Origin of the sequence: Agromyces aerolatus, assembly GCF_031432255.1 — a bacterium.
GTDB lineage: Bacteria > Actinomycetota > Actinomycetes > Actinomycetales > Microbacteriaceae > Agromyces.
This window is the reverse complement of the sequence record NZ_JAVKGQ010000002.1, coordinates 225,176-246,036: the sequence shown is the minus strand read 5'-3', so window position 1 is coordinate 246,036 and position 20,861 is coordinate 225,176. Positions and strand designations below refer to the sequence as shown.

Here is a 20,861-nt window from a genome sequence, read left to right as displayed (position 1 = left end):
GTGCCGCCGCCTGGGTGGGCGCGCGTCAGCCGAGCATGCGGATGCTCGTCGGCGCGATGTTGCCGAGCAGCGAGAACTCGGCTCCCGATCCGAAGTAGTTCAGCGCGTTGTTCGCGAACGGCACCACGTCGGCGTCGCGGACGAGCGCGGCCTCGGCCTCGGCCCACAGCTGGCAGCCTTCGGCGCCCGGCAGCTGCATCGCCTCGGCCACGGCGGCCTCGTAGTCCGCGTTCTGGATCGAGGCGAAGTTCGTGCCGCCGGGGACCCCGGGACCCGACAGGAAGCCCACCATCTGCGACGGGGTGTTCACGTTGACCGGCTCCCACATGATGTCCCACGCGCCGGTGCCGAACATGACGCCGGCGATCGCGGTGCTGTCCTGTGCTTGGGCGTCGACCTGCACGCCGAGCTCCTGCCACGCCTCGACGGCCAGCTCGGCTGCCGACGCGCCCGGGGTGCCGAGCACGGTGTCGTGCACGAAGGTCACCGCGAGCGGAACACCGTCCTTGGCGCGCACGCCGTCGGCGCCGGCCACCCAGCCCGCGTCGTCGAGCGCCTGCTCGGCCGCCGCGACATCGAACTGGGGCAGGTTGTCCGTCACCGAGTCGAACGTGCACGCGGCAGGCTCGACCGCCGTGAGCGACGTCGCCGGGAGGTCCTTGCCGGACGTGACCACCTTGCGCAGCTCGGCGAGGTCGAGCGCCTGGGTGAGCGCCATGCGCACGGCGGGGTCGCTCGTCGGGCGGCCCTCCGCCTCGTTGTACCACTGCTCGCCGAGCACGAGGGGCGTCGAGCGCTGGAACAGGTTCGCCGCCTCCAGCCGCTCGGCGTCGGGCCCGACGACCTGGGCCGCGTTGATCTCGCCCGACAACAGCAGGTTGGCCGCGGTCGTCTCGTTCGGCACGATGCGCGCGGTCACGGTCGCGGGGAGCCCCGGCTCGTCGCCCGCCAGGCCGCCGGGTCCCCAGGCGTAGTCCTCGCGGAGCGAGTACGCGAAGTGATCGTTCGCCACGGCCTCGTCCAGCACGTACGGCCCGGTGCCGTTCGTCGCCGTGACGAGCGACGAACGGTCGGCGAGTCCGGCCTCGCACACCATCGGGACGTTCGCGAGCCCGTGCATCAGGAACGGCGCGGGGGCTGCGAGCGTGAGCGTGAGCGTGTCGCCATCGGCCTCGGCGGTGATCCCTGGCGGGAGGAAGGAGCCGAGATAGGGGCTCGCGTTCTCGGGATCGCTCAGGAAGGCCAGGTTGTCGACCGCGGTCTGCGCGGTGAACGCCGATCCGTCCGAACAGGTGATGTCGTCGGCGATCGTGAGCGTGGCCGTCGTGCCGTCGACGACCCAATCGGTGGCGAGCTGCGAGCCGATCTCGCCGTCGAGATCGATGCTCACCAGCGGGTCGTACGCGAACTTCGTGAGCTGGAAGAGGGTTCCCGTCGCGGAGAGTTGCGGGTCGAGGCTGCCCGGGTCGCCCGAGAGCGACATGGTGAACGCCGCTCCGTCGGCATACTCGCCGGTGGCGTCGGGTGCCGCTCCGCCGCCCGAACAGGCGGCGAGCGTGGTTGCAGCGGCGAGGGCGGCCAACCCGGTGAGGGCGAACCGAGGGGTCGAGTTCATGTGGTGCCTCTTTCGGTGTGGGGTGGTGCGGGACGGGGATGCTGCAAGAGAAACGGGTGGTCCAGAGGAACTGGTGGTGCTGTGGTGCGGTGGTGCCTGCGCGCGCGAGCGCGCGGATGATCGCAGGCCGCCGCCGTTGCCGGCGATGCGCAGCCTGCTCGTCTTCGGGTCGGGCTCAGGGGTCGACGCGGCCGACCGCTCGGCTGTAGTGGATGTACCTGCGGCGGCCGTCGCCGCGGTCGCCCACGAAGGTGTAGATCGTGTGCACGCCCTGCTTCGCCTCGAGCTGGATCAGCGAGTCCGGACCATACGGCGCGAGCTCGTCGCGCGAGGGCTGATCGCCCATGGCCGCGAGCACGCCCTTCGGCTCACGCCGGACCCAGATCCGGTCGTCGGGGTCCTGCTCGACCGTCAGGTCGACGAGGGCGTCGGCATAGCTGCCGACGAGCGGCGCCAGGTCGACCTCGGGCGGATTCGCGTGCGGCGAGGGCAGGCGGGGAAGGTCGACGCCGGTGAGCTCGGCGAACACGGACCCGACGACGTCTTCGAAGAGCCCGACGGCGTTGCCGCCGTTCGTCAGCAGGGCGACGGCCACCCCGAGCTCGGGGCAGACCCGCAGGAACGCGGACTGCCCGATCGTGCCGCCGTCGTGCCCGATCACGACCGGCGACTGGTCGGTCGCGAACGACCAGCCGAGTCCCCAGGCGGGGCCCATGAGGCTCAGGCGCGGTACGCGCACCTCGGGCTGCCGCATGGCGTGCACGGATGCCTCGGAGAGCACCCGGGTCCCGTCGTCGGCGAGGCCGCCGTTCAGGTGCAGCTTCGCGAACCCGACCAGGTCCCGGGCCCGCATGGACAGCATCGAGCCGGCCGGCTCGTTCGAACGCGTGAGCGCCCAGATCGGCGCGGGGATCTGCACGCCGTCGGGGCCGGGGCCGACATGGCCGACGGCCGCGCGGTGCAGGATGGCCTCGTCGGCACTGGGGGCGACGTGCGTGAGCCCGAGCGGCACGGCCACGCGTTCGATGAGCGCCTGACGCCAGGTCGTGCCGCGCAGCACCTCGACGATGCGGCCGAGCACGCAGTAGCCGACGTTGTTGTAGGAGAACAGCTCACCTGGTTCGAACAGCTGGGTGAGGTTTGCGATCGATTCGACGAACTTCGCGAGGGCGTCGTCGCCCTTCCCGGTGTCCGTGAAGATGTCGCCCTCGAAGCCCGCCTGATGACTGAGCAGCTGGCGCGGGGTGATCCGCCCCGCCGATGCGTCGTCCGCGAGCCGGAACTCGGGGAGCACGGTCCGGACCGGCGCGTCCAGGTCGAGCAGCCCCTCGTCCACGAGCTGCATGATCAGGGTCGCCGTCCACACCTTCGTGATCGACCCGATCTGGAAGACGCTGTCGGTAGTGGCCTCGACCTTCGTCGAGGTCGACAGCACGCCCGCCGCGAGGTCGAAGATCTCATCGCCGACGAGCACGGCGATCGCGGCGCCCGGCACTCCGTGCTGGGCGAGCCGGTCGGTGAAGGTCTCGCTCAGGAGCGACGACGCATGTTCGATGCCTGCCATGGCCCCACGATACGAACGCCCGATCAGCCTGAGTCTGTCCGATCCGACAACTCGAGACGCCTGGCTCCGTCCTCCCGAACAACTCGGTCCTCGACCCACGAACTAGGGGTAAGACCGGGGCAGTTCCGGTCGATAGGCTCTCGCTTCGGACAAGGAGGTCCTCATGAGGCGTTCTCTCGCCGTGAAGCGTTCACTCGCCGCGGGCATCGCGGCCGGGCTGTTGATGACGGGGCTCGCGGCGATGCCTGCGCTGGCACAGGGCGACCCGGTGGGCGGCCGTGGATCCATGTACTACCTGAACGATGCGTTCACCGGATCCGCGAACACCGTGTTCGGGTACGGCGGGGTCGAGGACGTCGTCTACTTCGGCGACTGGGACGGCAACGGCAGGACACGCCCATGATCCAGCGCGGGAACGCGTTCCACGTGCGCAACTCGAACACCTCGGGGCCCGCTGATTACACCTTCACCTATGGCAACCCGGGCGACGTCGTCCTGGTCGGCGACTGGAACGGCGACGGGGTCGACACGCTCACGGTGCGCCGCGGCGCGGCCTTCCACGTCAAGAACTCCATGAGCTCGGGAGTCGCCGACGCGGTCATCACCTACGGCGACCCCGGCGACGTCGTCCTGGTCGGCGACTGGGACGGCAACGGCAGCGACACCTTCACGGTGCGGCGCGGGATCATGTTCTTCGTCAAGAACTCCATCTCGACCGGCGTCGCCGACTACACGTTCGGCTACGGCGACCACGGAGACCGGGTCCTCGTGGGCGACTGGGACGGCAACCGGACGGACACGCTCGCAGTGCGGCGCGGCATCACGTACTTCCTGCGCAACTCCACCACGTCGGGCGTCGCCGACCTCGTCTTCGGCTACGGCAACTCCGACGACGTCGCGTTCACGGGCGATTGGAACGGCGACGGCGTCGACTCGATCGGCGTCCGCCGGCCCCCGGTCGCTCCCCCGCCGCCCGGCCCCGGGGCGCCCGCCGGCCCCGCGCCCGCGTCCAATGTCAACTGCGGCCACTTCCCGACCCAGGCCGCGGCACAGGCGTGGTTCCTCTACTACTACCCGGCGTACGGCGATATCGCCGGACTCGACCGCGACGGAGACATGCGCGCCTGCGAAACCCTGCCGTGAGCACCAGATAAATTCGAACGCATGAAGAACTTCACCACCCGTGAGGGTGCGGCGCTCGGATACCTGATCGGCGGCATCGTCGTCGGCGTCGTGGCGCTCATCGCCGACCTGGCCGGGGGCCCCTCGTGGCTGCACGCCTTCACCTTCGTCGGCGGCATCGCCTTCGGGTGGGGCGTGGTCACGCTCATCCAGTCGACCCGCGAGCGCCGCAACGGCAGTGGCCTCGTGCGCCCGGAGGACGAGCGGCTCACCTGACCTCGTCAGCCGATCGCCGGCGGCCCCGCCGCGATGCGCTCGCGGGCGTAGGCCTCGACGCGGTCGGCGGGTACCGACCAGTCGGACTCGAGCCACCAGGTGATGCCGGCCTCGGCCCACGGCTGCACGGCCGCGCGCGCGGCCGAGGCATCCGTCGCACTCGTCGTGCCCTCGTGCACGATCGCGAACGGCCGGTCGGCGACCCCCTCACGCTCGCGCTCGGCGCGCAGCCATGCGATCGCCTCGGCCGCGATCTCGGGCGTGTACGCGGCCGCCTGCTCATCGGGCCCCGCGAGCTCGGTGCCCGGCGGCGCGTAGTTCGGGATCCAGCCGTCGGCGTGGACCACCCGCCGCATCGACCTCGGGCGGGGCCACATGCCGACGACCCAGGTCGGGATGCGCGGTTGCTGCACCGCGGGCAGCGGAAGCATCTCTTCGGTCCGGCGAGCGCGATAGTGCGCGCCGTCGAACTCGAACGGCTCGGCACGCCACATGGCCTCGAGCAGCTCGAGCGACTCGTCGAGCAGCTCGGCCCGCGCGCGACGGCCCGGGTCGTCCTCGAAGATCCAGAACCGGTCTTCGACCGCCTGCGGCACGCCGAGCCCGGCCGAGAGGATGACCCGGCCGCGCGAGAGCCGGTCGACGGTCATCGTCTGGCCCGCGAGCTCCCACGGACGGCGCCGTGGGACCGGGGTGAGCATGGTGCCGAGTCTGATGCGCTCGGTGCGTACCGCGGCGGCCGCGAGCGTCGCCCAGGGGTCGGTCGCCCAGATGCCCTCCCAGACGAAGAACGCGTCCCAGCCGTGCGCCTCGGCGAGCGGGGCGAGCTCGACCGCGAGCTCGGGGTCGCTGCCGGTGAAGATGAATCCGTGCTCCATGTCGAGGAGCGTAGACCGGGCCGCCGACATCGCTCGGCGAGCACGAAGTCCACGCGACGGCTGTCGCGAACGCGGACGACCCCCTACGATGTGAGGTAAGCCTTACCTCATCCACGAAGGGCGCCCCCATGAGCATCGCTCCCCCGACCACCCCCGCCGGCACCGCGCCGCTCGACGTCGCCGCGCTCGTGCGCGCCGCGACGGCCGACGACCATCGCAACGCCGAGAGCCGCGGGTTCATCACGCGGCTCATGGGAGGGGAGCTCACGCTCGCGGACTACACGCGGTATCTGGCGCAGTACGCGTGGGTCTACGAGGCGCTCGAGGCGCGCGGCAGCCGCGACGACGACCCCGAGGTGTTCGACCCGCGGCTCGCACGGTTCGCCGCCATCGAGTCCGACCTCGCGGCGCTCGGGGCGGCCGACTGGCGTGAGACGCATCCGCCGCTGCCCGCGACCGCGGCGTACACCGCACGTCTGCGCGAGCTCGCCGACGACGACGTGCGCTATCTGGCCCACCACTACACGCGCTACCTCGGCGACCTCTCGGGAGGCCAGGCGATCGCCGCGCTCGTCTCGCGTCACTACGGCGCGACGCCCGAGCAGCTCTCGTTCTACGACTTCGACCTCGGCGACGAAGGGCCGGTGCGATACAAGCGCCGCTACCGCGAGGCCATGAACGCCCTCGCCCTCGAGCCGGCCGAGGTCGACGCGCTCATCGACGAGGCCCGCGCCTCGTTCCGCCTCAACGGCGCGATCTTCGAGGCGCTCGGCGACTGAGGGCCGCCCGAGCGCAGCACCGGCCGAGCCGCCTGAATCGTCCGCAGGGATGATTCCGGCGGCTCACCGTTTTCGCGAAGCATCCGCTCGCTAGACTGCTCGACGTAAGTCGCCCGTGACGGAGGCGACCGCCGCGCCCGTCCGACAGGAGCCCCCCGACGTGATCAACACCGCGCTCATCCCGTGGCTCGACCCGGAGACGATCATCTCGGCGGCGGGGCCGTGGGCGCTCGTCGTCGTCTGCCTCATCGTGTTCTCCGAGACGGGTCTGCTCGTCGGCTTCCTGCTCCCGGGCGACACGCTGCTCATCATCTCCGGACTGCTCACCCACACGTCGCTCGTGTTCGGCGTCGACATCTGGTGGGTGTGTCTCGCGATCGGCCTCTCAGCGTTCGTCGGCGGCGAGGTCGGGTATCTGATCGGTCACAAGTTCGGGCCGAGCATCTTCGAACGCAAGGAATCCGGGCTGTTCAGCGTCAAGAACGTCGAACGCACGAACGCGTTCTTCGAGCGGTTCGGCGGGCTCGCGGTGATCCTCGCCCGGTTCGTCCCGATCGTGCGCACGTTCACGCCCGTCGCGGCGGGCGTCGGCCACATGAACTACAAGAAGTACACGCTCTACAACTTCATCGGCGCGGTCATCTGGGGCGTCGGCCTCACCTATTTCGGGTTCCTCATCGGCTACATCCCGCCCGTGGCCGACTTCGTCCAGTCCTACATCGACGTCATCCTCATCGGCGCGGTCGTGCTCACGCTCATCCCGACGCTGTGGCACTACTTCCAGTCGGCCAGCAAGGCCAAGAAGGCCGCCGCCGCGGGCGAGGACGTCGTGACCGACGAGCAGGAGGCCGAGGAGCTCGTGCTCGACCCCGACGCCTTCACGCAGCACCCGCACCGGCACGACGAGCAGTAGCCGCCGACCGCCGTACCCCCCGACGGCCCGGTTCCCTCACGCCGCGTTGTTGCCTGCGCAGGAACCTCGGCGGGCCCGCCGGCGTGTCCGCCCCCGAAACGCCGGGAACCGGCCCGAATCTCCTGAGCAAGGAATCGATGCCGGGGTTCCGCCGCCCGCGTCCGGCTCCCCCCACGGGGCGGCTAGTGGTGCGCGGTGTGCTCGCGCCCCGCGTGCCCGGCCGGCTCGAGCTGGAACGTCGAGTGCTCGACGTCGAAGTGGTCGCTGAGACATCCGCCGAGCTCGTCGAGGAGCGCACCCGCGCGACCCGACGCGAACACCTCGGGGTCGACCTCGACGTGGGCGCTGAACACCGGTGAGCCCGACGTGATCGCCCAGACGTGCACGTCGTGCACCGCGACCACCCCGGGCGTGCCGAGCAGGTGATCGCGGATCTCCGCCACATCGGTGTCGGCCGGCGCCGACTCGCTGAGCACGCGCATCACGTCGCGCAGCAGCAGCAGGGCGCGGGGCAGGATGAGTGCCGCGATCGCGAGCGACGCGATCGGGTCGGCCGCATCCCACCCGGTGAGCAGGATGACGACCGCCGCGATGATCACGAAACCCGACCCGATCGTGTCGCCCAGCACCTCGAGGTACGCACCCCTGAGGTTGATCGAGTGCTTCGCGTTCGCGCGCAGCACCAGCATGGCCGCGATGTTGGCGCCCAGCCCGACGATCGCGACCACGAGCATCGGCAGACCCTGCACCTCGTGTGCGTCGCCGTCGGCACCGAGATCGCCGAGCAGCCGCCCGATCGCACCGACCGCGACGGTCACGGCCACGACCACGAGGATGACGCCGTTCACGAGCGCACCGAACACCTCGAACCGGCGGAAGCCGTACGTCTGCCGGTCGGTCGCCGGCCGTGCGGCCACGACCGCCGCGAACAGCGCGACGATCAGCCCGATCAGGTCGCTCGCCATATGGCCCGCGTCGGCGAGCAGCGCGATCGACCCGCTCAGCAGGCCGCCGACGACCTGGACGACGAGGAAGGTCCCGATGATGCCGATGGCGATCCCGAGCCGGGCGCGGTCGGCGTTCTGATGCGAGTGGTCGTGCGAGTGTGCCATGTGTTCCCAGCGTCGGTGGCCTCTCCCCAGCCTAGGCACGAAACGACTGGTCAGCGCCAGATAGGAATGAGTTGCGTTCTCAGGCGCTGAAGGCCGGGTCGCGTCACCCCAGGGCGGATGCCACGCGCGCGAGCTCGGGCATGAGCGCCGTGAAGGCGCGCGCCCGGTGGCTCTCGGCGTTCTTGACCTCGGGCGCGAGCTCGGCGGCCGTGACCTCCCGGCCCTCGGGCTCGAACACTGGGTCATACCCGAACCCGTGCGAGCCGCGCGGCTCGTAGGTCACGGAGCCGGGCCAGCGCCCCTCGGCGACGAACTCCGTGCCGCCCGGGATCAGCTCGGCGGGCACGACGAGCGCGATGGTGCAGTGGAACCACGCGCCGCGGTCGGGCCGGCGGACGTCGGCGAGCTGGTCGAGCAGCAGGCGCCGGTTCGCCTCGTCCCCGGCGCTGGTGCCGGCCCAGCGTGCGGAGAAGATGCCCGGCGCGCCGCCCATGACCTCGACGCCGATCCCCGAGTCGTCGGCCAGCGCGATGCGCCCGGTGTGCGCCGCGGCCGCGCGAGCCTTGATCAGCGCGTTGGCGGCGAAGCTCGTGCCGTCTTCGACCGGCGACGGCCCGTCGTAGGCGAGCACCCGCACCGCCGGCAGCTGCTCGCCGATGATGCGCTGGAACTCGGCGACCTTGTGCGCGTTGTGGGTCGCGAGCACGATCTCGAGCGTCATCGGCTCAGGCCTCGGCGACGGGCGCGAGCACAGCCTGCTGCAGCGCGGTCAGCTCGGTGGTGCCCGCGAGCGCGAGGTCGAGCAGCGAGTCGAGCTCGCGGCGGTCGAACGGCGCGCCCTCGGCCGTGCCCTGGACCTCGACGAACAGGCCGCGGCCGGTCGCGACGACGTTCATGTCGGTCTCGGCGCGCACGTCCTCGACGTAGGCGAGGTCGAGCATGGGCGTGCCGTCGACGATGCCGACCGATACGGCCGAGACCGTGTCGATGAGCGGCGTCGCGCGCTGCGCGATGAACTTCTGCCCGCGCGCCCACTCGACCGCGTCGGCGAGGGCGACGTAGGCGCCGGTGATCGCCGCGGTGCGCGTGCCGCCGTCGGCCTGGAGCACATCGCAGTCGATCTGGATGGTGTTCTCGCCGAGCGCCTTCATGTCGACGACCGCGCGGAGGCTCCGGCCGATGAGCCGGCTGATCTCGTGCGTCCGGCCGCCGATGCGGCCCTTGACCGACTCGCGGTCGTTGCGGGTGTTGGTCGAGCGCGGCAGCATCGAGTACTCGGCGGTGACCCAGCCCTTGCCCTTCCCGGTCATCCAGCGCGGCACGCCGTTCGTGAAGCTCGCGGTGCAGAGCACCTTCGTCCGGCCGAAGGAGATGAGCGCACTGCCCTCGGCGTGCGAGCTCCAGGCGCGCTCGATCGTGACCTCGCGAAGCTGGTCGGGCGTGCGGCCGTCGGCGCGGGCGGTCGTGGCGTCGGTCATGTCACTCCTGTCGGGCGGTGGGGCGGGGAAGGTGGATGGCACCCGTCTGCACGAGCTCGACGCTCGGGATGTCGGGGCCGATGAGCCGGTGCGCGAGGTCGAGGAACGCGCTCGTCGACTCCCCGGTCGCCTCGTAGCGGGTGGTGGGCGGCAGCGCGGAGCGCCGCTCCATGCCGCGCGACACGAGCACGCGGTAGACGTCGTTCGCGGTCTCGACATCGCTCGAGACCAGTGTCACGTCGTCGCCCATGACGTACGAGATCGCGCCCTTGAGGAACGGGTAGTGGGTGCAGCCGAGCACGAGCGTGTCGACCCCGGCCTCGCGCAACGGAGCGAGGTACTCCTCGGCGACCGAGAGGAGCTCGTCGCCGGTCGTGATGCCGGCCTCGACGAACTCGACGAACTTCGGACAGGCCTGGGATGTGAGCCTGAGGTGGGGGGCCGCCGCGAACGCGTCGTCGTACGCGCGGGACTGGATCGTGCCGCGCGTGCCGATGACGCCCACGCGGCCCGTCTTGGTCGCCGCGACCGCGCGCCGGACGGCGGGCTGGATCACCTCGACGACGGGCACGTCGTATCGTTCGCGCGCGTCGCGGAGCATCGCGGCGCTCGCGGTGTTGCAGGCGATGACGAGCATCTTCACGCCCTGTGCGACGAGGTCGTCGAGCACCGCGAGGGCGTAGCCGCGGACGTCGGCGATCTTCTTGGGCCCGTAGGGCGAGTGCTCGAGGTCGCCGACGTAGAGGATCGACTCGTTCGGCAGCTGGTCTTTGACCGCGCGCGCGACGGTGAGCCCGCCGACGCCGGAGTCGAAGATACCGATCGGTGCGTCCGTCACGATCGACAAGCTTAGACGGCGGATGCCTCGAACGCGGCCGGATGCCTCGAACGCGGCCGGATGCCTCGGGGCAGGCCTTCATGGCTAGGCTCTACCCCGTGACCGGCTCAGCTGCACTCTTCACGGACCGTTACGAGCTCACCATGGTCGACGCCGCCCTGCTCGACGGCACCGGCCATCGCGAGAGCCTGTTCGAGGCCTTCGCCCGGCGCCTGCCCGAGGGCCGGCGGTACGGCGTCGTCGCGGGCACCGGGCGCCTGCTCGAGCTCATCGAACGCTTCCGCTTCACCGATGCCGAGCTCGAGTGGCTGCGCGAGCACGAGGTGGTCCGCCCGGCGACGCTGGACTGGCTCGCGGACTACCGGTTCAGCGGGGACATCTGGGGGTACCGCGAGGGCGAGGCGTACTTCCCGGGGTCACCGCTCCTGACCATCCAGGGCACGTTCGCCGAGGCGGTCATGCTCGAGACGCTCGTGCTGTCGTGCCTGAACTTCGATTCGTCGGTCGCGAGCGCTGCGGCGCGCATGGTCTCGGTCGCCCTGGGCCGGCCGATCGCCGAGATGGGCTCTCGCCGTACGAACGAGGGCTCGGCGATCGCGGCGGCGCGCGCGGCGTACATCGCGGGGTTCGACGCGACGAGCAACATGGAGGCCGGGCGGGCGTGGGGCATCCCGACGATGGGCACCGCGGCTCACGCGTTCACGCTGCTCCACGACAGCGAGGAGGCGGCGTTCCGGGCGCAGGTTGCGGCGATGGGGCCGAAGACCACGCTGCTCATCGACACGTACGACATCGAGCAGGGCGTCGAGACCGCGGTGCGCGTCGCGGGCCGCGAGCTCGGCGCGGTGCGCATCGACTCGGGCGATCTGCCGACGGTCGTCGCGGCCGTCCGCGAGCAGCTCGACCGGCTCGGCGCGGTGGACACCCGGATCACGGTGACGAGCGATCTCGACGAGTTCACGATCGCGGGATTGTCGGGGGCCCCGGTCGACGCGTACGGCGTCGGCACGTCGGTCGTGACGGGCTCGGGAGCGCCGGCGGCCGGCATGGTGTTCAAGCTCGTCGCGCGACGCGATGACGCGGGCGCGTGGATCCCGGTGGCCAAGGCCTCGGCGCACAAGATCTCGGTCGGCGGGCGCAAGAACGCCGCACGGCGGCTCGACGCCACGCGCACCGCGCGCGAGGAGATCGTGTTCGTCGGCGACGGGCCGGGCGGCGTCGACGAGTTCGCACCGGACGAGCGGCTGCGGCCGCTCATGGTCGAGCTCGTGTCGGGCGGCGAGGTCGACCCCGCGTTCACGGGTGCCGCGGGCACCCGCGCCGCGCGCGAGCATCGCGCCGAGGTCATGCAGGAGCTGCCGATCGAGGCATTCCGTCTCGGGCGCGGCGAGCCCGCGATCCCGACGGTCTACCGGTAGCCCGCGAGCGGCCCCTGCTCGGGCGCTGCGCGACTATTCGCGCTTCATCCGCTCGTAGATCTCTTTGCAGGTCGGGCACACCGGGAACTTCTCGGGGTCGCGACCCGGCGTCCACTTCTTGCCGCACAGCGCCTTCACCGGCTTGCCGCTCAGCGCCGACTCGAGGATCTTGTCTTTCTTGACGTAGTGCGAGAAGCGCTCGTGGTCGCCCGGCTCGACGTGCTCGTCTTCGAGCAGCTTCTCGAGCTCACGGTCGAGCACACTCGTGCCGCCGCCCGGCTGATCGGGGTCGGCGATGCTCGCGCGGGGGAACACAGACATGTCCTCGATTCTACGCGCGGACCGCGGCCTGCAGGATCTCCGGCCCGCGCCGTTCGAACACACGGCCGCCGAACCAGACGCCCCAGATGAGCGCGGCCACGCCCAGCACGACCCCGGACACGAGTGAGAGCAGATGCCATTCGGGGTCGACGAAGAGCCCGAGCACGGCGAAGACGATCGCGGGCGCGGCGACGAGGATCGAGCCGAACATCGTGATCGACTGCACCAGGGCGGAGATCGTGCCGGTCGCCTGCGGCTGCTGGAACGGGCTGTCGCCGGGTTTCACCGCGGGGTACGGGAACCGCGCCGAGCTCACGGCGCCTACGCCGAGCCCCGCGAGCAGCAGCGCCGTGCTCACGCCGATGACCGAGGGCACCATGCGCCCATCGTCGAGCACGAGCGCGGTGATCGCGCTGCCGAGCCCGATGAGGATGACACCTGCGGCGATCACGGGCACCAGCCGGCCGAAACGATCGGCGGCGCCTCGCACGCCCGAGACGACGTGCAGCCAGATCGCCGTCGAGTCGTAGGCGGTGTCGTTGTGCAGGCTCCAGCCGAGGAAGAGCGCCATGAGCGGCACCGGGATGAGCGGCAGGTACGTCGTCGGCACCCCGGCGATCGCGAGCGGCACCATGACGAGCACCGGCACGACCGGGATCATGATGAACGAGACCCAGTACCGGGCGTCGCGGAACCAGTACGTCAGGCTGCGGGCGGCGATGGCACCGGCCGGGGTGTGCGGCAGCCGGTCGAACCAGCCGAGTCCGCGGTAGCTCTTCGCCGAGCCCTCGCGGCCGGGCGTGACGAGCATGACGGCGACCAGGCGCTGCCAGGCGAGCCAGATCAGGCCGAGCGTGGCGACGGCGATGAGCAGCTTCAGCATGGCCGCACCCCACGCCCCGACGGCGGCGTCGGCCGGCACCGCGAACGCGGCGCCGAGCGGGGTCCAGCTCAAGATGTCGGCCAGGCCCTCGAGCACCGCGAGCCCCGACGACGCCCAGTCGATCGAGACCAGCACGACGACCACGGGCGACAGCGCGACGATCAGCAGCAGACCGAGCACGCCCGAGAACTCGCGTGCTCGCCGGGTCGCGAGCAGCAGCGAGGCGACCGACGTCGCGACGCGCGCGATCAGCAGGCAGGTCGCGAACGCGAGCGCGGCGCCGAGGATCGCGAGCAGCGTCTCACCGAGCCCGCGCGACCACGTGACGATCGTGCCGAGCAGGACGATCGCGAGCACGAGCGCGGGCACGCCGATGAGCGCCGCGAGTCCGAGCCCGAACGCAAGAGTCCGGTCGGAGACGCCGAACAGGGCGAAGCGTCGCGGGTCCATGGTGTCGTCGACCCCGAACACGAGGGGGAACACGATGAACCCGACCACGACGGCCGACCCGCCCACGATGACCGCGGCCCGGATGATCTCGACGTCGCCGACGAATCGCAGGCCGACGAGCGTGAAGAACAGCAGGCCCGCGAGGCCGACCCCGTAGATCAGGCCGAGGATGATGCCGACGACCTGCCACGGGCTGCGCTTGAAGATGTTCGCCAGCAGGCGCAGCTTCAGTCGCAGGAACTCCGCACTCATCCTCGGGGCCCGGCGTTGCGCGCTGGACTGTCCGATTGCCGTCGACTGCGTCATGCCCGCGTGATCCCCGTGTCGTCTCGTTTGCCTGTGTGGTCGACGCTCAGTCGACGAAGCTGTGCAGCCACTCCATGCCCTCGGCGGCCTTGCGGCCGCCCGCGAGCTCGACGAACCGGTCTTCGAGCGTCTGGCCCTGGCGCACCTCGTCGAGCGTGCCGTGCGCGAGCACGTGCCCGCCGACGACGATCGCCGCGGAGTCGCAGACCCGCTCGATGAGGTCCATGCCGTGGCTCGACAGCACGACCGTGCCGCCGCCGGCGACGTACCGCTCGAGGATCTCGGTGAGGTTCGCGGCCGACACGGGGTCGACCGACTCGAACGGCTCGTCGAGCACGAGCAGGCGCGGAGAGTGGATCATCGCGCAGGCCAGGGCGATCTTCTTCGTCATGCCGGCCGAGTAGTCGGCGACGAGCCGGCCGAGCGCGTCCTCGAGTCCGAAGGCGGCCGCGAGGTCGGCGGCGCGTTCGCGCACGGTGGTGTGGTCGAGCCCACGGAGCGTGCCCGAGTAGTCGAGCAGCTGCGCGCCGGTCAGACGGTCGAACAGGCGAAGGCGGTCGGGCAGCACGCCCGTCGCACGCTTCGCGGCGACCGGGTCGGCCCACACATCGATGTCGTGGATGCGCACGGTGCCCTCGTCGGGCCGGAGCAGGCCGGTGATCATCGACAGCGTGGTCGTCTTGCCCGCGCCGTTCGGCCCGACGACGCCGAAGAACGAGCCTGCCCGCACCTCGAGCGAGATGTGATCGACCGCGGTGTTCGCGCCGAACCGCTTCACGAGGCCGTCGACCTGCAGCACCGCGGGCACGTCGGCGCCGGGCGCCGGGCGCGCGACGCGCAGCGTGCGCTTCTTGCGCGGCGCGGCCTTCTTCTTGGGACCGGTGACGACGGCGACGGCGCGGTCCGCGGTCTCGGCCGCGCCGGCCCGGGCCGGGCCGGCGGCGCCGGACGTCGGTTCGGGCTCGGGTTCCGGCTCAGCGCTCGGGGCGCCGGCGGTTTCGATGATCCGTTCGGTCGTCTCCTCGGCGACCGGCTCGGGTTCGGGCTCGCTCGCGGGCGCGGGCGCGGGCTCGCTCGCGGCCTCTGGCGCGTTCGCGGGTTCGGCGGCGTGGTCCGTCTCTGCGGGAGCCTCGGTCTCCGCCTGCTTCTTCGCGGCGGGCGCGGCGACCACGTCGTCGGGGAACGGCAGCTCGTCGACCAGGTACTCGGGATCGCCCGTCGACGAGACGGGCGCCGACGCGCGCTTCGCCGGGGCCTCGCCCGACGCCTCGGTCTTCCGAGGCCGCTCGGCCGCCGTGGTCTCGGTGGTCAGCGCCGCGGCACGCGCGGCCGGTCGCTTCTTCGCCGTCGACTCGGCGGCACGTGCCCGCGCGGTGACGCTGCTCGCCGCGCCCTTCGCGGCGCTCGAGCGTGCGGCCTTCGCGGCCTGGCCGCGCGCCGTAGAGGCGGACTTCGAGGCGGTACGCGACGCGGGCGTGCGTTTCGACGTGGCCGCGGGGGCCGGGTCGCCGGTGCCGGACTCGGCGGCGTCACCGGTCTCGGGCTCGGGCGCCGGAGTCGTCGCCTTCGTGCGCGTGCGCGCGGTGCCCGTCTTGGCGCGCGGTGTCTTCGCCGCGCCCGCCGCGGGACGCTTCGCGGGAGCGGCCTCCTGGCCGGATGCCTCGGGCTCGACGGTCCGCGGCTCCGCGGACTCGGGCACGGATGCCTCAGGCTCGACGGTGTGCGGCTCGGTGGACTCCGGTGCGGATGCCTCGGCCGCGGCCGGGCGAGCGGTCGCGCGCTTCGTCGTGGTGCGCTTCGCCGGGGCCGATTTCGCCGCGCTCGACTTCGTCGTCCCCGACTTCGCCGCCTTCGCCGTTCCGCCGGCAGCACTCGACCCGGCGCGCGGCGCGCGGCCGGCACCCGCCTCGGCCCGCGCCGCGTCGGTGGCGTCCCCCCGAGCGGTGTCTTCGCGAGCCTCGTCGTTCTGGTCTGAGCGCGGAACTGAAGTCACCCGGCAACGGTATCAACCACCTGCGTCACCCGACGTCCCCCGCGAGGTTGATTCGCAGGGTGAGAACCCGTTTTTTCCTGAGCATCTCCTGAGTGATCAATCACGATCGAATGACGTTCGTCAACCCGGTTCTGCCCGCCCCAGGGGGCCCGGGTAGTCTGATCATCGGCATAACGGCGTGTCCACATTCGAACTTCCGGGTGAACTGCAGGCGAACGATCGAGGGGATCGTCACAAGACGTGCGGGCCATCCGACCACCGAAGGAGATGCAGGTGACCACCCAGATCGTGATCCTCGCAGCCGGCATGGGAAGCCGGCTCGGGCGTTCGCTCCCCAAACCGTTGACCGAGCTCAGCGACGGCCGCACCATCATGCGCCAGCAGTTCGACAACATCGAGCACTCGTTCGGCAAGAACCCCGCCGTGACCATCGTCGTCGGCTACAAGCTCGAGCACATCATCGAGGCGTTCCCGCAGGCGTCCTTCGTCTACAACGAGGAGTACGACCAGACGAACACCTCGAAGTCGCTCATGCGCGCCCTCAAGGCGTCGAAGTCGGGCGGCGTGCTCTGGATGAACGGCGACGTCGTGTTCGACCCCGCTATCCTCGACCGGGCGCTGCCGTTCATCGAGCGCGACCAGTCCTTCGTGACCGTCAACACCGCGAAGGTGTCCGACGAAGAGGTCAAGTACACGACGAGCGCCGAGGGCTACATCAAGGAGCTCTCGAAGACGGTCAAGGGCGGCCTCGGCGAGGCCGTCGGCATCAACTACATCTCGTCCCGGGACAAGGCCACGCTGCTGAGCTATCTGCAGCGGGTCGACGACCAGGACTACTTCGAGCGCGGCCTCGAGCTCGCGATCGAGCGCAACGGCATCCTCGTCGAGCCGATGGACGTCTCCGACCTCTACGCGGTCGAGATCGACTTCGCCGAAGACCTGGAGCGCGCGAACCACTTCGTCTGATTCCCCGCAATAGCGATCACCCCCAGCAGTACACGCACGACCCACAGCAGCGAACAGCGGATGCCACGAGGCATCCGCTGTTCGTGTTCCCGGCCGTCAGCGCGGCCGCTGGCCGGCGACCTCGCGGGCGACGCCGGCCCGCTCGAGCGCCCGTGCGATGAGCCTGCCGATCCAGATGAAGAGCGGCGGGCTGGCGACCCAGCACGCGAGCGAGATGATCCACGCCCACCAGGCGTAGTGCTCGGCGCCCTGGGCGAAGAACACGACGCCGCCGATGAGCGCCCCCGACACGATACCCGACAGGTAGAACATCCAGGCGTCCCACCGCCGGTACCTGGTCAGGAAGAAGGGCAGCTCGAGCAGCGCGCCGACGAGCAATCCGGTCGCGACGTAGCGGAACCACCACTGCGGCGCGAACGCCATGCCCACGATCCCCGCGATGAGACCCGTGAGCAACGCAGTGCCCGGCCGGCGGAGCAGGGCGAACGCGACGACGCTGGGCAGGAAGTGCGAGCCGATCGTGAGCCCGTACAGCAGAGGCCCGAACGCCGCGAACGCGGCGGCGAGATAGCCCGAACCGCCCGCGATCAATCCGCCGCCGACGCCGATCGCGGCGCAGCTCAGCAGGATCCTCGTACTCGTGCCCCGCACGACACTCCTTCCGGGCGCGCGGCACACGCCGCAGGCCCCCTGCAAACCTACCCCCGCTCGGCCTCTACGATGGGTGCGTGGTGAGGACGGTACCGGTCAGGAGCGACGGCGACGCGCATCCGCTCCAGCGAACGCCGTTCCTGCGGTACCGCCATTCGCTCTGGCTGCTCACCACACGCGATCTCAAGGTCAGGTATTCGACCTCGGCGCTCGGGTACGTGTGGTCGGTCCTCGACCCGCTCGTGATGGCCGCGATCTACTGGTTCGTGTTCACGCAGGTGTTCCGGCGACCGGTCGGCACCGAGCCGTACATCGTGTTCCTGCTCACGGCGCTGCTCGCGTGGATGTGGTTCAACGGCGCGATCTCCGACTCGACGCGGGCCTTCCTGAAGGACGCGAAACTCGTCAGGTCGACCATGATCCCGCGGACCATCTGGGTCAATCGGATCGTGCTGTCGAAGGGCATCGAGTTCGTCTTCGCGCTGCCCGTGCTCGCGCTGTTCGTGATCTTCGCGCCCGGCGCCGAGCTGCACTGGGAGCTCGTCTACTTCCCCCTGGCGATCCTCCTGCAGGCGATCCTGACCTGCGGCGTCGCACTCATCGTGGCCCCGCTCGTGGTGTTCTTCCGCGACCTCGAGCGCGCCGTGAAGCTCGTGCTGCGGTTCCTGTTCTACGCCTCCCCCATCATCTACGGCGTCGAGAACCTGCCCGAGCAGCTGCACGTCTGGGCGGCCTTCAACCCGCTCTCGGGGATCTTCGGGCTGTACCGCGCGGGCTTCTTCCCGCACGAGCTGGACTGGTTCAACGTCATCGTCTCGGCGGTCATGTCGCTCGCGTTCCTCGCGATCGGGCTGCTGGTGTTGCGCGCCAGCGTGCGCCAGGTGCTGAAGGAGATCTGATGACGGATGCCTCGGCCGCCGAGCTCGCGGCGACGCGGGCCTTTGCGATCCGAGCCGAGGGGCTCGGCATCCGGTTCCGCCGCAACCGGCGCGGGCGGCGCTCGTTCAAGGACCTGTTCTCGCGCAGCCGGCGCCGCATGCGCCCGAACGAGTTCTGGGCGCTGCGCGACGTGTCGATCGACGTCCGGCCCGGTGAGGCCATCGGCGTGGTCGGCCGGAACGGTCAGGGCAAGTCGACGCTGCTGAAGCTCGTCGCGGGCGTGATGCTGCCCGACGAGGGGCGCGTCGTCGTCACGGGCGGCGTCGCGCCGCTGATCGAGATCACGGGCGGCTTCGTCGACGACCTGACGGTTCGCGACAACGTGTACCTGACCGCGGGTCTGCATGGCATGACGCGTTCCCAGGTCGACGCGAAGTTCGACGAGATCATCGAGTTCGCCGAGATCGGCGACTTCCTCGACACTCCGTACAAGCACCTGTCGAGCGGGATGAAGGTGCGCATCGCGTTCGCGGTCATCGCGCAGCTGGACGAGCCCATCCTGCTGGTCGACGAGGTGCTCGCGGTCGGCGACAAGGCGTTCCGCGAGAAGTGCTACGCGCGCATCGAGGAGCTGCTGGCCGGCGGGCGCACTATGTTCTTCGTGTCGCACAACGAGCGCGACCTGCGTCGCTTCTGCACGCGCGGCCTCTACCTCGACAAGGGCCGGCTGCAGCTCGACGCGCCGATCGACGACGTGCTCGATCGCTACAACGCCGAGTACGCCCCGAAGAAGTAGCGCCCCGCGACCGCGCCCGCTCAACGCCCCCATCGGCGTGATCGTGCCGAATTCGTGTCGAATCCGACATCAAGCGGCCAGGAACCCAAGAATCGGCATGATCGCGCCGAATTCATCGTTCGCCAATGGGTTCGGCGCAGTAGGATGAAGAAATCGGCACGATCGCGCAGAAAGGGGACCGGATGGCGCACTCCGCAAGCCCGGCGACCGGGCACCCGTCCGATTCAGAGGAACTCGGAACGCGCCTCCGCGCGCGTCGGCGCGAACTCGGCCTCAGCCAGCACGAGCTCGCCGACCTCGCCGACGTCTCGGTGCGGTTCGTGGGCGACCTCGAGCGCGGCAAATCCACGGTGCGCCTGGCCCATGTGCTCGCTGTGGTCCACGCCCTCGGCCTCGGCCTGACCCTGACGTGAGCATGCCCGACTCGGCGGACGTCTACAAGGCCGGAGCGCTCGCCGCGCGCCTGGAGCACACCGGCAGCGGCGTGAGGTTCAGCTACCACGACGAATACCTCGACGGCCCCGGGCCGGCCGTCGCGAGCACGCTCCCACGCTCATCGGAACCGGTCCTCACACCCGCGGGCGCCGTGCCGGCGTTCTTCGCGGGCCTGCTCCCCGAAGGGCGCCGCCTGCAAGCCCTTCGACGAGCGGTCAAGACGTCCGCCGACGACGAGCTGTCATTACTGGTCGCGGTCGGCAGCGACACTGTGGGTGACGTTCAGGTCGTCGCCTCGGGATCGACGCCGGCGGGCGATCGATCGGGCCTCGTCCTGGCCGATCCCGCAGGACTTCGGTTCGAGGACCTGCTGCACGACGCCGGCGTCGCCGATCGGCCGACCCTGGCCGGGGTTCAAGACAAGGCGTCGGCCGCCATGCTCTCACTCCCCGTCCGCCGACGAGGCGAGCGATTCATTCTCAAACTCGACCCGACGGAGTTCCCGCACCTCGTTCGCAACGAGGCGTATTTCGCAGCCCGAGCCCGCGCGGCACGGATTCCCGCGGTCACGACCCGGGTCCTCACCGACGTCGACGCGCGCCCGGGGCTGCTGGTGACGCGGTTCGATCGCGTCGCGGAGGCCGACGGCACCGTTCGACTGATCGCGGTCGAGGATGCCGCTCAGGCGGCAGGTGCCTGGCCTGCGGACAAGTATCGCCTCTCCTTCGAGGAGGCCGCATCCGCGCTCATGGGGCTCACCAGAGCACCGCGGGTCGCCGCGAGCCGCCTGGTCGAGCAGCTCGCCTTCGCCTGGCTGACGGGCAACGGCGATCAGCACGCGAAGAACCTCTCGGTCTACGAGCGGGATCCGGGAGAGTTCATGGTGACTCCGGCATACGACCTCCCGTCGACCCTCTTCTACGGCGACCAGACGCTCGCGCTCACGGTCGCGGGAAAGGACACGCTGACCGCCCGGCGGTTCATGGAGGCCGCTGCAACGCTCGAACTCACACCGCGCAGCGCACGGCGCACGCTCGCCGCCGCACTCCGCGCCACCGCGGACCTGGCCGAGTCGATCGAGGCCGGGGCGCTTCCGTTCGACCGCCGGACGAACGCGAAGACCGCCCGCACGCTGCGAGGCCGCCATCGTGAGCTCGCCGACGGGATGAGCCGGATCGACGAGTGATG

General features: G+C 70.7%; 22 protein-coding genes. 11 read left to right on the top strand and 11 right to left on the bottom strand.

The features are described 5' to 3' along the window. Positions 1-25: 25 nt before the first annotated feature. Positions 26-1,615 (bottom strand): ABC transporter substrate-binding protein, encoded by a 1,590-nt coding sequence (locus RH864_RS04045; protein WP_310516230.1) that lies wholly within the window; start codon positions 1,613-1,615, stop codon positions 26-28. A 175-nt stretch (positions 1,616-1,790) separates the two neighbouring features. Beyond that, positions 1,791-3,179: a serine hydrolase domain-containing protein gene (locus tag RH864_RS04040; RefSeq protein ID WP_310516229.1), complete on the bottom strand. Its 1,389-nt coding sequence runs from the start codon at positions 3,177-3,179 to the stop codon at positions 1,791-1,793. A gap of 163 nt (positions 3,180-3,342) precedes the next feature. Here RH864_RS04040 and RH864_RS04035 point away from each other — a divergent pair, with 163 nt between their 5' ends. Genes RH864_RS04035 through RH864_RS04025 form a run of 3 tightly spaced genes read left to right on the top strand, consistent with a single transcriptional unit; the run spans position 3,343 to position 4,577 of the window. Then, positions 3,343-3,582, top strand: coding sequence for a hypothetical protein (locus RH864_RS04035; protein WP_310516228.1), 240 nt, complete (start codon positions 3,343-3,345; stop codon positions 3,580-3,582). Continuing rightward, a complete protein-coding gene (locus tag RH864_RS04030) occupies positions 3,579-4,322 on the top strand; it encodes a hypothetical protein (protein WP_310516227.1) in 744 nt (247 codons plus the stop codon). Before RH864_RS04035 ends, RH864_RS04030 begins: the two co-directional genes overlap by 4 nt. A 21-nt stretch (positions 4,323-4,343) precedes the next feature. Next, positions 4,344-4,577, top strand: a complete 234-nt coding sequence (locus RH864_RS04025) for a hypothetical protein (protein ID WP_310516226.1) — start codon at positions 4,344-4,346, stop codon at positions 4,575-4,577. A gap of 5 nt (positions 4,578-4,582) precedes the next feature. Here RH864_RS04025 and RH864_RS04020 read toward each other — a convergent pair whose 3' ends face one another. Next, entirely contained in the window at positions 4,583-5,455 is an 873-nt protein-coding gene (locus tag RH864_RS04020; RefSeq protein ID WP_310516225.1) for an LLM class flavin-dependent oxidoreductase, read from the bottom strand. Positions 5,456-5,583: 128 nt separating this feature from the next. Between RH864_RS04020 and RH864_RS04015 the strand changes: the two genes are divergently transcribed. Together RH864_RS04015 and RH864_RS04010 are read left to right on the top strand one after the other, a co-directional pair. Then, positions 5,584-6,234 (top strand): biliverdin-producing heme oxygenase, encoded by a 651-nt coding sequence (locus tag RH864_RS04015; protein ID WP_310516224.1) that lies wholly within the window; start codon positions 5,584-5,586, stop codon positions 6,232-6,234. Positions 6,235-6,394: 160 nt separating this feature from the next. After that, on the top strand, positions 6,395-7,147 hold the full coding sequence (locus RH864_RS04010) for a DedA family protein (RefSeq protein ID WP_310516223.1): 753 nt from the start codon (positions 6,395-6,397) through the stop codon (positions 7,145-7,147). Positions 7,148-7,329: 182 nt separating this feature from the next. Here the strand turns inward: RH864_RS04010 and RH864_RS04005 are convergent, their stop codons facing one another. The 4 genes from RH864_RS04005 to murI all read right to left on the bottom strand — a co-directional run bounded on the left by RH864_RS04005 (position 7,330) and on the right by murI (position 10,575). After that, on the bottom strand, positions 7,330-8,259 hold the full coding sequence (locus RH864_RS04005; protein ID WP_310516222.1) for a cation diffusion facilitator family transporter: 930 nt from the start codon (positions 8,257-8,259) through the stop codon (positions 7,330-7,332). Between the two features lie 103 nt (positions 8,260-8,362). Next, the gene (gene rdgB / locus RH864_RS04000) at positions 8,363-8,980 is read right to left on the bottom strand and encodes an RdgB/HAM1 family non-canonical purine NTP pyrophosphatase (RefSeq protein WP_310516221.1); all 618 of its coding nucleotides are present in this window, start codon (positions 8,978-8,980) and stop codon (positions 8,363-8,365) included. Between the two features lie 4 nt (positions 8,981-8,984). Continuing rightward, entirely contained in the window at positions 8,985-9,737 is a 753-nt protein-coding gene (gene rph, locus RH864_RS03995; RefSeq protein WP_310516220.1) for a ribonuclease PH, read from the bottom strand. Position 9,738: 1 nt separating this feature from the next. Further along, positions 9,739-10,575 (bottom strand): glutamate racemase, encoded by an 837-nt coding sequence (murI, locus tag RH864_RS03990; protein ID WP_310516219.1) that lies wholly within the window; start codon positions 10,573-10,575, stop codon positions 9,739-9,741. A 98-nt stretch (positions 10,576-10,673) separates the two neighbouring features. Between murI and RH864_RS03985 the strand changes: the two genes are divergently transcribed. After that, positions 10,674-11,993, top strand: a complete 1,320-nt coding sequence (locus RH864_RS03985) for a nicotinate phosphoribosyltransferase (protein ID WP_310516218.1) — start codon at positions 10,674-10,676, stop codon at positions 11,991-11,993. Between the two features lie 33 nt (positions 11,994-12,026). On the opposite strand, the gene RH864_RS03980 is transcribed toward RH864_RS03985, so the two are convergent. From RH864_RS03980 to RH864_RS03970, 3 genes are all read right to left on the bottom strand, one after another. Continuing rightward, positions 12,027-12,314: a DUF3039 domain-containing protein gene (locus RH864_RS03980; protein WP_310516217.1), complete on the bottom strand. Its 288-nt coding sequence runs from the start codon at positions 12,312-12,314 to the stop codon at positions 12,027-12,029. A gap of 10 nt (positions 12,315-12,324) precedes the next feature. Next, complete coding sequence (locus tag RH864_RS03975) at positions 12,325-13,899, bottom strand: hypothetical protein (protein ID WP_310516216.1); 1,575 nt, start codon at positions 13,897-13,899, stop codon at positions 12,325-12,327. Positions 13,900-13,999: 100 nt separating this feature from the next. Next, the gene (locus RH864_RS03970) at positions 14,000-15,946 is read right to left on the bottom strand and encodes an ATP-binding cassette domain-containing protein (protein ID WP_310516215.1); all 1,947 of its coding nucleotides are present in this window, start codon (positions 15,944-15,946) and stop codon (positions 14,000-14,002) included. 273 nt (positions 15,947-16,219) lie between these two features. Between RH864_RS03970 and RH864_RS03965 the strand changes: the two genes are divergently transcribed. Then, on the top strand, positions 16,220-16,912 hold the full coding sequence (locus tag RH864_RS03965; RefSeq protein ID WP_310516214.1) for a phosphocholine cytidylyltransferase family protein: 693 nt from the start codon (positions 16,220-16,222) through the stop codon (positions 16,910-16,912). A gap of 96 nt (positions 16,913-17,008) precedes the next feature. On the opposite strand, the gene RH864_RS03960 is transcribed toward RH864_RS03965, so the two are convergent. Then, positions 17,009-17,563 carry an ECF transporter S component gene (locus RH864_RS03960; protein ID WP_310516213.1) on the bottom strand — a complete coding sequence of 185 codons (555 nt, stop codon included), beginning with the start codon at positions 17,561-17,563 and terminating at the stop codon, positions 17,009-17,011. Positions 17,564-17,703: 140 nt separating this feature from the next. Between RH864_RS03960 and RH864_RS03955 the strand changes: the two genes are divergently transcribed. The 4 genes from RH864_RS03955 (at position 17,704) to RH864_RS03940 (ending at position 20,859) form a co-directional block, all read left to right on the top strand. Then, positions 17,704-18,462, top strand: coding sequence for an ABC transporter permease (locus RH864_RS03955; RefSeq protein ID WP_310516392.1), 759 nt, complete (start codon positions 17,704-17,706; stop codon positions 18,460-18,462). After that, entirely contained in the window at positions 18,462-19,238 is a 777-nt protein-coding gene (locus RH864_RS03950; protein WP_310516212.1) for an ABC transporter ATP-binding protein, read from the top strand. Before RH864_RS03955 ends, RH864_RS03950 begins: the two co-directional genes overlap by 1 nt. 182 nt (positions 19,239-19,420) lie before the next feature. After that, positions 19,421-19,651, top strand: a complete 231-nt coding sequence (locus RH864_RS03945; RefSeq protein ID WP_310516211.1) for a helix-turn-helix transcriptional regulator — start codon at positions 19,421-19,423, stop codon at positions 19,649-19,651. A gap of 2 nt (positions 19,652-19,653) precedes the next feature. Further along, entirely contained in the window at positions 19,654-20,859 is a 1,206-nt protein-coding gene (locus tag RH864_RS03940) for a type II toxin-antitoxin system HipA family toxin (RefSeq protein ID WP_310516210.1), read from the top strand. The last annotated feature ends 2 nt before the right edge of the window (positions 20,860-20,861 follow it).